Below are 14,021 nucleotides of genomic sequence, written 5' to 3'. Positions count from 1 at the left end.
GTATAGCGACAGCGGGCGCCTGGTTGATGCCGGTCGGTCCGCCTCGGCCGCGTGGGGCGCTCGGCCCAGTGTGGGCCGGGCACGGCCTGCAGTGGCGGTGGCGCCACGCGAGCGCGCTACGGGATGTCGAGAAACGGCAGGCTAGGAATTTCGCTCGGTCCGATGGCGAAAAGCCGCCGAGGCGATAGTCTGGTCGGTGAGGTTGATGAGCTCTTGGCGGGAATGGACGCCGAGTTTTGCATACAAATGCTTGATGTGGGTCTTGACCGTTTGATACGAGAGGACGTACTTCTCGGCGATGAACTTGCCGTCGCGCCCTCGGGCCAGCAGGATGAGAATCTCCGTTTCGCGCGGGGTGAGCCCATGCTGCTTGCCGAGGAAGCGGCAGGCGGCATCGATGTGGCTTCCGATCTGCTCGATCTCCGGCGGAGTGATGAGTCTGACCTCGCTCACCGCGTCCGTGAAGCTGAAGTGGCGGAACCCGAGCCAGAGAAAGGCCACGAAGCAGAAGGCCATGATGCTGGCGAATACGCCTGCTAGGTGCGGGTTGCCGGCGGCGAGCTGGTTCGTCGCGTGACCGGCTACGGCGCCGGCGTCGGTGCCGAGGCTGCTTGCGGCGCGCACAAAGCCCACCATGGGAAGCAGCATGAACAGGTTGCGTCGGCCGGTGAAGGCGAGCAGAATCCAGAGCAGCAGGTAGAAGCAGTCCCGTCCGGCCCTTAGAAGGGAGTTCGCGGTTCCTTCAGCAGAGGCGATCTCATAGGGCGCCACGAGGTATCCGGCCACCACAAGGAGAACCGAGAGGGAGAAGAGCCGGTCCTCGCTCTTCTGAGACTTGTCGATAACCACCATGACGAAGGCAACCGCTACGATGACGTCGCTGGCAAGGGTGACCAAAGGGGCATTGTCCTGCTGGTTGAAGGCGATGGCGTAGCCTGAGGCCGTGGCGATGAGGAACACGCAGAGCAAGAGCGGCACAAAGGAGGCGAAGCCCTTAAAATCCCGCAGGGCCGTCGCCCCGCTTTGCCGGATGCTCGCGAGGGGCGGCTCTGCGAGTCCCCAGACAAGGGCGAGGGAGACGAGTATGCACAGCGCCAGGGCCGCGCAGGCGGCCTCGGTGGGCCAGCCGATGGGGATGAGGGCGAAGATGGCACTGGAGAGGACAGTGCCCCCGCCGGCGACCAGCAGGACGCTGCGGCTTGTCGGGAGGGTGCTCAGGGCGATGGTGAACAGGGCGGTGAGCCACACCGAGGCCATCGCTCGGCACAAGAGCCCTGCGAGAGTGAGCAGGCTGTTGTTCGCGACGATGCCGGCTCCCAGGCACATGACGCCTGCGGTGATGGCGATGGAGGCACTTGCCGTGAGCGCGCGGGCGTTAAGGAGGGAGGGTCGCCGCAAGGCGACGAAGGCCAGCAGGACGAAGGCGCCGGCGTTGGCGAAGGTGGCGATCTCGCGGCCGATGGCGAAGAAGTCGGCCATGCTCGCGTATATGGTCGCATTGATGATAGATCCCGACGCCTGAAGGAGAATCAGGGCGCCCAGGCAGCGTAGCGCCGGCCAGCGCGCGGGCGCGTCGGAGCGAGGGGTGGCGGGGGCGGGTGCAGCAGGGTTGGCCATGGGAATGTCCTCTCTTTCAATAAGTCATTCTATCGCCGTTCTGAGGGAGAAAGGCCTGGGAAAGCCCAGAATGCCCCACGGTGGGGTAGGGCTTTTCCGGCCAGAATGCCCCATGGCGGGGGGCGACGGGGCGCCTCGCCGCTGGCAGACTGCCTATTGCTAGCCGGGCCGAGGGCATCGCGGACCGGGGCGGCCGGCAAAGACGGTCGCAGGCATTCTGAAAGATGCCGGAAGTTGGCGCTCTGGGCGCCGCAGGTTGCAAGGAGGGCAACTATGACGAACAACACATCGGGTATCTCGCGTCGCGGGTTTCTGACCGGGGCTACCGCCGCAGGGGCCTTTGCCGCGCTGGGCTTGGCCGGCTGCGCTCCCAAGACGCAGGGCGATGCCATGGCCGAGACCAAGGGACCAGACGGTGCTTCTGAGACCGCTTCGGTCAACGATTGGCTGGGATCCGCCCTCGAGATTTCCGACGACCAGATTACCGCCACGCGCGACTGCGAGGTGCTTATTGTGGGCGCCGGCATGTCCGGCATCATGGCGGCGGCCACGGCGGCCGATCTGGGCGTCGACTTCATTGTGGCCGAGAAGGGCGCCGAGCCGGCGGCATCGCATTTCGACGTGGGCGCCGTGAATTCCCGTTTCACCTCCGAGCTCACGGGACAGACCATCGACAAGGGCCGTATCCTGAACGAGCTCAACCGCTATGCCTCCTTTAAGAACGACGCCTCTGTGGCTAAGACGTGGGTGGAGGAGAGCGGTCCTACGGTGGAATGGCTCCAGGCGTTCTACGAGGACAAGCTCGGCGGCTGCCAGGTGACCGTCGATGTGGAAAACGGCGGTGAGGGCGATGCGGGCGGCACCATCTACTACATGCCCCCCGAGTGCCATACCTTCCTTGACGGCGAGGGCGAGCGCATCGTCCATGTGGAGGCTATGACCGAGATTCTCGGCGGCATGGGCCACGAGGTGGACTACAACTACGATCTCGCCAAGCTCATCCGCCAGGACGGCGGCCGCGTGGAGGGCGCCATCTTCAACACTCCCGATGGTTACGTGCGCGTGAACGCGAGCAAGGGCGTGGTTCTCGCTACGGGCGGGTACCCGGCCAACGCCGACATGGTGCGCGCGCTGAACCCCATCGTTCCCGCCTGCGTGACGAGCACGAACTATAACCAGAACAACACCGGCATGGGCATCAAGGCCGCGCTGTGGGCCGGCGCCGACATGGACAAGACCCCGGCGGCCATGATCTTCGATCGCGGTATCGTGGAGCCGGGGGTGGACGCTGGCTATACGAGCGACGATGCCGAGGCGGTGTTCGCCACCGGCGGCCAGTTCAACTTGGGCAGCCAGCCGTTTTTGAAGGTGAGCCGCAACGGCGTTCGCATCGCCAACGAGAGCTGCAACTACGACGCTATCTGCCATGCGGCCAGCAACCATCCCGGCGGCGTGTGGGCGCTCATCATGGACGCGAACGCTCCTGAGGACGTGCAGCGCTTCAAGAGCCAGGGCTGCTCGGCCGGTACGTGGAAGCGCACGCTGAAGGGCAAGACCGTCGACGAGGCCTATACCGAGAAGTACATCGACACCGGTCTCATGATGAAGGCCGATACCCTCGATGAGCTCGCTGACAAGCTGGGCTTTGAAGGCGATGCGAAAGAGCAGTTCCTAGCCACGGTGGAGCGCTACAACGAGCTCTATGACGCCGGCGAGGACGTGGATATGGGCAAGGAGGCCTATCGCCTGTCCGCCATTCGCACCGCCCCCTTCTACGGCGCATGGTTCGGCGGCGCCCTGCTGACCACCTTGGACGGCCTGCGCATCAACAAGGACACCCAGGTGCTGGACGCCGATGCGAACCCCATCGAGGGCTTGTGCGCCGTGGGCACCTGCTCGGGCAGCTATTACTCGGGCAACTACCCGGTGTACCTCGTGGGCAACTGCCTCGGTCGCCAGGTGACGTTCGGCCGTCATGCGGTGCGCTTCCTGGCCGGTGACATTCAGGCCTAGCAGTCCTGCTTTCTGCACTCCGTTATCTTTCCCTCCCTCGGAAAAGCCCGCCTCGTGCGGGCTTTTCCGCTGTATGGGCGGCGCCGTGCTCGGGCGCAGCGCCCATGATCGCGGGCTTTTGGGCTTTGTCGGGGAGGGGCAAGTGGCGCTTTCGCTATGGTCGCAGTCGCCTCGCCTTAACGCGCGGCCGCATGGCGTTCGCCGGCGGCGGCCAGGGCGTTGAAGAGCCCGCGGCACCGGTCCAGGTACTCGGGGTGCCACTGCACGCCCAGGTAGAAGGGCGCATGCGGGTCTTCCACCGCTTCCACCACCCGGTCGCCCGAGCGCGCGGACACGAGAAGATCCTCGGCCACGTGGTCGATGCCCTGGTGGTGCATGGAGTTCACGTCGAAGGCGCCCGCGGCGCCGAGCACGGTGGCCAGCAGGCTACCCTGGGCAATGGTGACGGTATCGGTGGTGCGGTCGTAGGGCGGCTCCTGGCGGTGGCCCACCTCGGTGACGCCGCAGTTGTACAGGTCGCGGTACAGGCTGCCGCCCAAGGCCACGTTCATCACCTGCATGCCGCGGCAGATGCCCAGACACGGAATGCGCCGCTCGTGGGCGAGGCGCGCCAGCTCCAGCTCGAAGCCGTCGCGGTCCTCGCTCACGGCCAGCAGATCCGACAGGCAGGGCACTGCCGGGCGCTCCGGGTCGGTGAGCACGGCGCGGCCGTCCAGGGTGGTCACCTCGTCGGGGCCGGGTTGTCCGCCCATGGCTCGGGCGAAGGCCTCGTCCGACGCGTTGTGGCCGCAGAAGGGCACCCGCGCGCCGGTGGAGCGGCAGTGGGATGACGACCCGCAGCCGAGGGCGGCCACGTCGTCCATGTCCAAAGCGTCGCGGTTGGTGGCGGGGTCGGGCACGTAGTAGCGCGGGTGGATGTCGCCGCCGCCGGTGATGACAAGCGCGTCCACGGTGCCGATGACCTGGCGGGCGAGGGCCCGGTTGGCCTCGGCGCCCCCGCGCACGGGTGTGAGCAGCAGAGGCGCGGCACCCGTGGCCGCCACGCGGTTGATGTACTCCACGTTCACGCGCTGGAAGCCGTCGGCCTCGTTGAGCGTGGTGGTAATGCCGATGATCACTGAGGTTCCTCCCTGGTTGTTTTCTCACGCACGAACATACCACCGCGCGCGAGGGGCGCTTATCTTGCATCGGCCAAGCAGCGCGGGCGGAGCGTGGAAGGGCGCCCGGGGCCATAGGATGTTCCGATGGCCCCGGGCGAGATGGGCGGCGCGCGTTCCGAGTTGCAGCGGGACGGGCGCGTCTCGGGGTGCGTTCCTCGCTACTGTGCGGCGTTCTCGTCCACGAATAGGTCGACGAACGAGAAGGTGGTGCAGTCCACGAGCCCCCGGTTGGTAAGGCGCAGCTCGGGCAGGCAGGCGAGCGGGATGAGGGCCATGGTCATGAAGGGGGAGGGCATGGTGCAGCCGATCTCGGCCCACATCTGCTCCAGGTGGTGCACCTTCTCGCTCATCTGGGGCGCGGAAAGGTCGTTCATAAGGCCGGCGATGGGCAGCTCCACGAGTCCGAGCACCTCGCCATCGGCCACCACGACCATGCCGCCGCCGGCCTCGGCCAGCGTGTTGGCCGCGAGCGCCATGTCCTCGTCGTTGGTGCCCACCACGAGCAGGTTGTGAGCATCGTGGGCCACGGTGGAGGCCATCGCGCCCCGCTTGATGCCGAAGCCCTTGGTGAACCCGACGCCGAAACTTCCCGTCTCGTGGTGGCGCTCGAACACGAAGGTCTTCAGCACGTCCTGGCCAAGATCGCTTTCCAGCGCGCCGTCACGCACGGTGAGCGCCACGTGGGCCTCGCGGTCGGGCACCGATCCGGGCAGAAGCTCGATGGCCCGCACGGTGACGGCATCGCCGTCGGGGGTGCCGGCGGGCGCTTCCACGCGGAAGGTGTCGGGGGTGATGGCGCGGCCCGGGTGCATGGAGTGAGTGACCCAAGCCGGGTAGTCGAAGGGCGCAAGTTCGAAGGTGATCTGCCCGTTCTCTGCCACCACCTCGCCGTCGATCATGGTGCGCGTGACGTTCAGATCCTCCAGGTTGTCCAGAAACACGATATCGGCGCACTTGCCCGGCGTGATGGAGCCCAGCTCGTGCTCCATGCGGAAGCAGGTGGCGGTGTTGATGGTCATCATCTGGATGGCGGTGACGACGGGAATGCCCAGGCCCACGGCCATGCGCAGGATGTAGTCGAGGTGCCCCTCGGCCACGAGGGTGTGGGGGTGGGTGTCGTCCGAGATGAGGTTCGCGAAGCGCGTGTCGATGCCCGTCTCGGTGATGGCGGCGGCCAGCTGCGGCAAGTCGAGCCAGGCCGAGCCGTAGCGCAGCTGGGCGTACTGCCCGAGGCGCATCTTGGCGAGCACGTCCTCGGCGCGGGTGGACTCGTGGCAGCAGCGCACGCCGCAGGCCACATAGGCGTTGAGCCCCCGGTCGGTCTCGGGCACCGAGTAATGGCCCGTGATGACCTTGTCGGCCGCGAGGGTGGCGGCCAGCTCGCCGTGGGCGTGGTCGGTGCCGGCCAGCACGCCGGGGAAGTTCATCATCTCGCCGAGGCCCACCACGCCGTCCCAGGTCATGGACTCGGCAATTTCCTCGGGCCCCACGAAGGCGCCCGTGTCCTCGAAGCCGGGCACGGCCGGCACGCAGGAGGGCGTGGTGACCATGGCCTTCAAGGGCGTGCGGGCGGCGTCTTCCATCATCACCTTCACGCCCTCAAGCCCCAGCACATTGCACACCTCGTGAGGGTCCCAGTAGATGCCCACGGTGCCGTGGGGCAGCACGGCCCGCGCGTACTCGCCGGCGCCCATCATGGACGACTCCACGTGAATGTGCCCGTCGAGGAAGCCGGGGGCGATCACCTGGCCGGCGGCCTCGATGACGCGGGTGCCCTCGCCGATGCAGTGCTCGGCGTTTGGGCCCACGTAGGCGATGCGCCCGCAGGCGATGGCCACGTCGATGTCGTCGAGCACCTCGGCGGTGCACACGTTCACGAGCCGCGCACCGCGAATCACGGTGTCGGCGGCTTCGCGGCCCTGGGCCACGGCAGCGAGGGTGCGGGTGCATTCCCAAAGCGGTTGCTTGCAGAAGTAGTTCAGCATGGCGCCTCCTTCAGCGCTCGGGCGGGCTGTGCGGTCGAGCCCCTACGGTGCTGGGGCCGGGAACTACGCGCCGCGAGGGGCGCCGGGCCCGCTTTCGTCCGATGACGCCAGTGTACGCCCGGCCTCGCCGCCGGGCCGCGCGCACGGCCGATAAAGCAGAAGGGCTTCACGGCCCCGTTGACCTGAAGTACACTCCAAGTGGTTGAATGAGTGCAACGAGAGAGCGGAAGGCGGGGCGGGGGCGTGCCGTCGGCCGAGAGAAAGAGCGGGCGGCGTGGCCGCCGGGAGAGGAGCACCCATGGAGTACCGCGACCTGGGCCGCACGGGTCTGCAGGCGAGCGTCATCGGGTTCGGGGCCGAGTGGATTGGCAAGATGGAGCAGGCCGAGGTGAACGCCATGGCCGCCCGGGGCGCGGCGGCGGGCGTGAACATCGTGGACTGCTGGATGAGCGACCCGGCGGTGCGCTCGGCGTTGGGCGAGGCGCTTGAGCCCACGCGCGACCAGTGGATCATCCAGGGGCACGTGGGCAGCACCTGGCAGGACGGCCAGTACGTGCGCACCCGCGACCTGGCCCAGGTGCGCCCCGCCTTCGAAGATCTGCTCGCGCGCCTGCGCACCGATCACGTGGAAATCGGCATGATCCACTACGTTGACAGCTGCGACGAGTTCCGTTCCATCATGGCCGGCGACTTCATCGGCTACATGCGCGAGCTGCTGTCCGCGGGCCGCATTCGCCACATCGGCCTTTCCACCCACAACCCCGAGGTGGCGCTGCTGGCGGTGGACGAGCCTGAGATCGAGGTCATCATGTTCTCGCTGAACCCGGCCTTCGACATGATGCCCGCCTCGGAGAACTTGGACGACCTGTTCGGCGACTACGAGGACGTGGCGGGCGACGGCATCGAGCCTGCGCGTGCTCGCCTGTACGCCCGGGCCGAGGCGGCCGGCACGGCCATTACCGTGATGAAGGGCTATGCGGGCGGACGGCTGCTTGCGGCCGATGCGTCGCCCTTCGGCGTGGCGCTCACGCCCGTGCAGTGCATCCACTACGCGCTCACGCGCCCGGCCGTGGCCAGCGTCATGGTGGGCGTGGAGACGGTGGAGCAGCTGGACGAGGCCCTGGGCTACGAGGACGCCGCGGCGGCCGAGCGCGACTACGCCAGCGTGCTGGCCGGCGCCCCCAAGCACGCCTATATGGGCCAGTGCACCTACTGCGGTCACTGCGCCCCGTGCGCCGTGGGCATCAACATCGCGCTGGCGAACAAGTTCGCCGATTTGGCGACGATGGCCGACGAGGTGCCCTCCTCGGTGCAGGCGCACTACGAGGCCATGGACGTCACCGCCGGGGCTTGCATCGCCTGCGGCCAGTGCGAGCCCCGCTGCCCCTTCGGCGTGCCCATCGTGGAGCGCATGGGAGAAGCCGAGGATCTCTTCGGCTGCTAGGTGCGCGCCCGCTTACCTTCCGGTGACGAATTCGCGTCATTGCCTATGGGAAGGTGACGGCTGCCCCGCATAGCCGAAACAATCGGTGAAAGCGTCATCTATCAGGGGTTTCCTATCAGTACAGTGGTTCCAGACAAAGGGGTCTCGCACGAGACCCCGATGCGCGTGACAACGTGTATGCGAGAAAGGAACCACCATGGCTGGTAACCAGAAGATTTCGCCGTCTTGGGCACCTGTCGTCGACGAGGCCCCGCGCCTGACGCGCCGCGGGTTCTTGGCCGCCGCGGGCGCTTTGGGCGCGTTGGGGCTGGCCGGCTGCGCGCCGAAGGACATCGGCACCCCTGCCGATCAGGATACGGTGGAGAACAACGACTACGACGTGGTCATCGTGGGCGCCGGCGGCGCGGGATTGTCCGCGGCCATCGCGGCCCACGACGCGGGCGTGGAAAACGTCGTCGTGCTCGAGAAGATGGGCGTGAACGGCGGCAACACCAACTACTCCTCGAGCGGCATGAACGCCTCGGAGACCAAGTTCCAGAAGGAGCAGGGCATCGACGACAGCACCGACCTGTTCATCCAGGAGACGCTCGACGGCGGCCACAACACCGGCGACGAGGAGCTCGTCACCTTCATGTGCGAGAACTCCGCCGAGGCCATCGACTGGCTGGACGGCCTGGGTATCACGCTCGACAACATCGGGCAGACCGGCGGCATGTCCGTGAAGCGCTGCCACCGTCCTACCGACGGCTCGGCCGTGGGTGCCACGCTCGTGCCCGGTCTTGTGGCCGCGGCCGAGGAGCGCGGCATTCCCATCCGCAACCTGTGCGAGGTCACCGAGCTGGTGACGAACGACGGTGCTGTGGTGGGCGTGGTGGCCGACGACAACAACACGCCGACCGTCTACAACGCTAAGGCCGTCATCCTGGCGGCGGGCGGTTTGGGCTCGAACCCCGAGATGATCGCCCAGTACCGTCCCGATCTCAAGGACTTCGTGAGCACGAATCAGCCCGGCGCCACCGGCGACGGCTACCGGCTCGCCGAGGACGTGGGTGCCGAGCTCGTGCAGATGGACCAGATCCAGATTCACCCGACGGTGGAGCAGACCACCCACTCGCTCGTGGCCGAGGGCATCCGCGGCTCGGGCGCCATCCTCGTGAACGCCGAGGGCAAGCGCTTCTTCGACGAGATGTCCACCCGCGACAAGGTGTCGGCCGCCGAGCTGGCCCAGCCGAACGGGGACGTGTGGTGCGTGTTCGACCAGCAGGTCTACGACGCGAACAAGTCCGTGGCGAAGCTGGAGAAGCAGGGGCTCGTGACTAAGGCCGATTCCGTGGCGGCGCTGGCCGAGGCCATCGGGGTGGATGCGGCGGCCCTCGAGGCCACCGTGGCCGCCTACGATGCCGTGGCCGGCGGCGCGGCCGACGAGTTCGGGCGCACTCAGGGCTGCATCGTGTTCGCCGACGGCCCCATGTACGCCATCAAGGTGGCGCCGGGCATTCACCACGAGATGGGCGGCATCAAGATCAACGTGAACAATGAGGCGCTCGATGCCGACGGCAACGCCATTCCGGGCCTGTACGCGGCCGGTGAGGTGACGGGCGGCATCCACGGCAACAACCGCATCGGCGGCAACGCCGTGTGCGACATCGAGGTGTTCGGCAAGAACGTCGGCGAGGTCGTCGCCTCCCGCGTCGTGGCGTAGCGCCTCCGCAGCAAAATCGCGAGCGAACCAAGCGTCCGCTCTCAGACCGAGGCCCCGAACCCTCCCCCTGGGGAAAGGTTCGGGGCCTCGGCCGTCGCGGTCGGGTTTTCGCGCAGGGCGCTATCCTACGCAGCTGGCGCCTCCGCGCAAACTTCCCGCAGCTTGTCGAGGAAGGCCTGAGCCTGGCGTGTCGGGAGGGTCTTGCGCCACACGATGCCTTGGGTCGATTCGAGCGCGGGGGAAAGCGGCACGAAGGCAAGGTCGCTCATCTCGTTGGCCTCGAAGAGCCCGCGATAGGTGAAGGCCGCCCCCAGACCCTGGCGCACGAGGAACTTTGCGTTCAGGGGCAGGTTGTACGTGGCGCGCACGTCCATCTTCTCGGCCAGATCGCCCAGCCACTGGCCAAGCACGCCCACCTTCACGCCCTGACGCGAGCTGATGAGCGGATGTCCCACTAAGTCGGCCGCCGTGATGGCGGCCAAGCCGGCCAGCGGGTCGTCGCGGCGTACGAGCAGGCCCCATACATCCAGGTGCGGCAGCCTCATCGTGTGCATGTCCACATGGCTGCGCAGCTCGCATTCTAAGAAGAAATCGTAGAAGCCGCGGACGAAGTTGTCCATGAGGTCGGCGGAGGTGCCGCTGTACAGCTCGAAGGAGATGCCGGGGTATTCGGTCTGGGTGCGGCGCATGGCCTCGGCGAGGAGCTCCATAGCCTGGGTTTCTCCGGCGGCGATGTGCACCTTGCCGGCAATGGAATGGGTGGGCAGGGCGATTTCCTCCTCGGCCTTATCGGCCAAGGCGAGAATGGACTCGGCGTAGCGGCGCAGAATGACGCCCTGCTCGGTCAGCTCGATGCCCTGACGGTTACGCTGGTAAAGAATGTGGCCCAGCTCGTCTTCTAAGGCGGCCAACTGGCGCGAAAGCGTCGGCTGGGTCACGTGAAGCGATTTAGCCGCCGCCGTGATAGAGCCCTCGCGGATGACCGTGACGAAATAGCGAAGTGTTCTCAGCTCCATAGCCCCCTCTTCCCCCTCTGGTCGCCTCGGCGACGTGGCGGTCTAGACGCGTGCGCCGCCGGGCAGCACTGGTGCTCCCCATGCTTTTCAAGCATATGCAATATTACAATATAGGCATTACCTATGGAAGGGACGCCCTCTCTATGATGCAACTTGTCAGGAGAAGACAAGGAGAATCAAGAGGAGGGTGATGTTCATGTCTCTACTGGATAAGAGCTTGAAGCGTCGCGATTTCTTGAAGGTATCCGCTGCGGCCGCGGCCGCGACGGCTGCTGCCGGTGTGGCGGGGTGCGCCCCCAAAGCCGGGCAGGAGATGGCCGACACCGGGACAGGCGCGGCGACCCATCAGGTGGCGAGCGATGCGGTCATCATCGAGGGCAAGGGCGAGTGGATGCCCATCCACTGCCACCAGAACTGCAACCAGATGTGCCTGAACATGGGATATGTGGTCGACGGCGTGGTCGTTCGCCAGAAGACCGACGACTCTCATGCCGACAGCTTCGACTGCCCCCAGCAGCGCGGCTGCCTGCGCGGGCGCTCGCTGCGCCAGCAGGTGTACAACGCCGATCGCATCAAGTACCCCATGAAGCGCAAGAGCTGGCAGCCCGGTGGCGGCGAGGCCGCTCACGGCGAGCTGCGCGGCAAGGACGAGTGGGAGCGCATCAGCTGGGACGAGGCGCTGACCTATGTGACCGACGAGCTGAAGCGCGTCTACGCCGAGTACGGCCAGGACGCCGTCATCTGCAATGCCTGGCGCTGGGCTCCCGGCTCGGCGATGTTCCCCGTCATCGGCGGCGCGGTGTACAACACCGAATGCGAGTCCTTCGGCTGCTGGGCCTTCCAAACCGAGGCCCTGGGCATGTACTCCCATGGCGACCATCCCGACATCATGATGGCGCCCGACAAATACGACCTGCCCAACGCCGACACCATCGTGCTCTACGGCTGTAACCCCGCCTGGGCCCAGCACTCTTCCATGTATTGGCTGAAGAACGCCCAGAAGGCCGGCGTTGACTTCGTGTTCGTGGGACCCGACTACAACGCCACGGCCGCGGCTATGGACGCTCGCTGGATTCGCGTGCGTCCCGGTACCGATACGGCGTTTCTGCTGGCCGTCGCCTACGAGATGGTGCGCCTGGACGAGGAGCGCGGCGACATCATCGACTGGGATTTCGTGAACGAGCGCACGGTGGGCTTCACGCCCGAGACGATGCCCGCCGATGCGACCACCGATGAGAACTTCCGCGATTACCTGCTGGGGGCCTACGATGATACTCCCAAGACGCCGGAATGGGCCACCGAGATCTGCGGCACGCCGGTGGAGGACATCACCTGGTATGCCGAGATGGCGGGGAAGAACAACGCCGTGATGTTCCTGCACAGCTACGCCGCGTCCCGTTACCTGGGCGCCGAGAATCTCTCCCAGGCCTTTATGACCGTGTCAGCCCTGGGCGGCCACTTCGGCAAGTCGGGCCAAGGCTCGGCGGCCATTTACACCTGGGACGCCGGCGACTCGGGCTATCGCCTCATCCAGCACGCCGGCGGTGACTGGGGCTATGTGGACAATCTGGTGGGATCGCCTGCTGCCACCGGCCCGAACCGCAACATCGAAGGCAATTCCTGGTGGAGCTCGCTTGACGAGGGCACGTACCTGTCCTCCACGGAAGGTCCCTATGACTTGGGCTCCAGCGACGTGGTGGGCGACCCCACGAAGCTGCGCGCCAATACTCCCACCTACCACGAGGCCCGCGAAATGCCGGTGAACCCACGTATCCTGATCTCCACGAACTCCAACTTCATGCAGACCCGCGGCAACCTGCCCACTGCCATCAAGGTGATGCGCGCGGCCGACACCGTGGTCTCCTTCGAGATCAAGCTGTCGCTTACGGCCCAGTTCGCCGACATCATCCTGCCGGTGTGCACCCACTGGGAGGGTAACGACGACGAGGCCTGGGGCGAGCTGTCCTGGCCGAGTGCGTTTGGCGACGGCAACGGCCAGAAGCAGCGCAAGGACGCCCTGCTTGCCTGGAAGCCCCTCATCAAGCCGCTGTACGAGGCCCGCGAGGAGAAGCGTGTGTTCCGCGAGATCATCGAGCGTATGGGCTTCAACCCGGACGACGCCTACCCGAAGAGCAACTACGACCAGTGGCTCGGCTACTTCCTGGGAATGCGCGTGCTGAACGAGGATCTCACGAAGTGGGAGCCGGTCATCACCTGGACCGACGCCGACAACGAGAAGTACCACGCGAGCTACCCCACCCAGGAGGGCAAGGTCGGTTTCGACCAGTTCATGGCCGACGGCTGCTACGTGGTCGAGCGCTCGGTCAGCGACAAGCGCAACTACGTGGGCTACCGCGACGACAAACTGGGCATCGGGCCTGACGGCGAGTCCGTTGTCGTGGCCGACACCGCCTGGCCGCGCCCGTCGGTTTCCGGCAAGTTGGAGATCTACTGCCAGTTCAAGGCCGACAACGTGAACCGCATCGGTCTTAACGACGAGCCCATCAAGCCCTATGCGAACTACTTCGTGCCGCGCCGCGGCTACCAGGAGACCTTCGCGAACTGGGAGACCAAGGAGAAGGGCGCCTATCCGCTGCAGGCTTACACACCGCACTACATGCGCCGCGCCCACACCTGCTACGACAACATGGTGTGGACCCAGGAGGCCTTCCGCAACCCGGTGTTCATGAACGCCGACGATGCGGCCGAGCGCGGCATCCAGGCGGGCGACACGGTGCGCTGCTTCAACGACTTCGGCAGCATGCTGCGCATCGCCCAGCCCATGCAGGGCATGATGCCCGGCACCGTGGGCATTCCCCACGGCGTGCACTCCGTGTTCGACGAATCCGATCCGAACCACATCATCGACCGGGGCGGTTCCGAGCAGATGCTCTCCGATGGCTTGCAGTCCAACTACTTCCCGCAGGTGGACGGCTACAACAGCTTGCTCATCGAGATCGAGAGGTACGACGGCGAGCCTTTGGTGGAAGACTTCGAGCGTGGCCCGTTCCTGGCGGCCGGCGTGGACGAGCCCGGCCTGGCTGCCTACGTGGTGCCCGCTGATACGAACGAGGAGGCGTAAAT

General features: G+C 66.4%; 8 protein-coding genes. 4 read left to right on the top strand and 4 right to left on the bottom strand.

Annotation, left to right across the window (positions count from 1 at the left end; translation table 11 throughout):
- Positions 1–141: 141 nt before the first annotated feature.
- On the bottom strand, positions 142–1,617 hold the full coding sequence (locus tag Q5064_RS03405; RefSeq protein ID WP_302962305.1) for a helix-turn-helix transcriptional regulator: 1,476 nt from the start codon (positions 1,615–1,617) through the stop codon (positions 142–144).
- Positions 1,618–1,890: 273 nt separating this feature from the next.
- Between Q5064_RS03405 and Q5064_RS03400 the strand changes: the two genes are divergently transcribed.
- On the top strand, positions 1,891–3,630 hold the full coding sequence (locus Q5064_RS03400) for an FAD-binding protein (protein ID WP_302962304.1): 1,740 nt from the start codon (positions 1,891–1,893) through the stop codon (positions 3,628–3,630).
- A gap of 176 nt (positions 3,631–3,806) precedes the next feature.
- On the opposite strand, the gene Q5064_RS03395 is transcribed toward Q5064_RS03400, so the two are convergent.
- Together Q5064_RS03395 and ade are read right to left on the bottom strand one after the other, a co-directional pair.
- Positions 3,807–4,748 (bottom strand): gamma-glutamyl-gamma-aminobutyrate hydrolase family protein, encoded by a 942-nt coding sequence (locus Q5064_RS03395; RefSeq protein WP_302962303.1) that lies wholly within the window; start codon positions 4,746–4,748, stop codon positions 3,807–3,809.
- 200 nt (positions 4,749–4,948) lie between these two features.
- Positions 4,949–6,775, bottom strand: coding sequence for an adenine deaminase (gene ade / locus Q5064_RS03390; RefSeq protein ID WP_302962302.1), 1,827 nt, complete (start codon positions 6,773–6,775; stop codon positions 4,949–4,951).
- A gap of 298 nt (positions 6,776–7,073) precedes the next feature.
- Between ade and Q5064_RS03385 the strand changes: the two genes are divergently transcribed.
- Together Q5064_RS03385 and Q5064_RS03380 are read left to right on the top strand one after the other, a co-directional pair.
- Entirely contained in the window at positions 7,074–8,219 is a 1,146-nt protein-coding gene (locus Q5064_RS03385) for an aldo/keto reductase (RefSeq protein WP_302962301.1), read from the top strand.
- A gap of 196 nt (positions 8,220–8,415) precedes the next feature.
- On the top strand, positions 8,416–9,921 hold the full coding sequence (locus tag Q5064_RS03380; RefSeq protein WP_302962300.1) for a flavocytochrome c: 1,506 nt from the start codon (positions 8,416–8,418) through the stop codon (positions 9,919–9,921).
- A 125-nt stretch (positions 9,922–10,046) separates the two neighbouring features.
- On the opposite strand, the gene Q5064_RS03375 is transcribed toward Q5064_RS03380, so the two are convergent.
- Complete coding sequence (locus tag Q5064_RS03375) at positions 10,047–10,937, bottom strand: LysR family transcriptional regulator (protein WP_302962299.1); 891 nt, start codon at positions 10,935–10,937, stop codon at positions 10,047–10,049.
- Between the two features lie 196 nt (positions 10,938–11,133).
- Between Q5064_RS03375 and Q5064_RS03370 the strand changes: the two genes are divergently transcribed.
- Positions 11,134–14,019 carry a molybdopterin-dependent oxidoreductase gene (locus tag Q5064_RS03370; protein ID WP_302962298.1) on the top strand — a complete coding sequence of 962 codons (2,886 nt, stop codon included), beginning with the start codon at positions 11,134–11,136 and terminating at the stop codon, positions 14,017–14,019.
- Positions 14,020–14,021: the final 2 nt, after the last annotated feature.

Origin of the sequence: uncultured Adlercreutzia sp., from assembly GCF_958431955.1 — a bacterium.
In the GTDB taxonomy this organism is placed as follows: domain Bacteria; phylum Actinomycetota; class Coriobacteriia; order Coriobacteriales; family Eggerthellaceae; genus Adlercreutzia.
This window is presented reverse-complemented; position numbering and strand designations above follow the sequence as displayed.

Coding starts and splice junctions, on each gene's coding strand:
- Q5064_RS03400 (WP_302962304.1), top strand. CDS start 1,891: ATGACGAACAACACATCGGGTATCTCGCGTCGCGGGTTTCTGACCGGG.
- Q5064_RS03380 (WP_302962300.1), top strand. CDS start 8,416: ATGGCTGGTAACCAGAAGATTTCGCCGTCTTGGGCACCTGTCGTCGAC.
- Q5064_RS03370 (WP_302962298.1), top strand. CDS start 11,134: ATGTCTCTACTGGATAAGAGCTTGAAGCGTCGCGATTTCTTGAAGGTA.
- Q5064_RS03385 (WP_302962301.1), top strand. CDS start 7,074: ATGGAGTACCGCGACCTGGGCCGCACGGGTCTGCAGGCGAGCGTCATC.
- Q5064_RS03405 (WP_302962305.1), bottom strand. CDS start 1,617: ATGGCCAACCCTGCTGCACCCGCCCCCGCCACCCCTCGCTCCGACGCG.
- Q5064_RS03375 (WP_302962299.1), bottom strand. CDS start 10,937: ATGGAGCTGAGAACACTTCGCTATTTCGTCACGGTCATCCGCGAGGGC.
- ade (WP_302962302.1), bottom strand. CDS start 6,775: ATGCTGAACTACTTCTGCAAGCAACCGCTTTGGGAATGCACCCGCACC.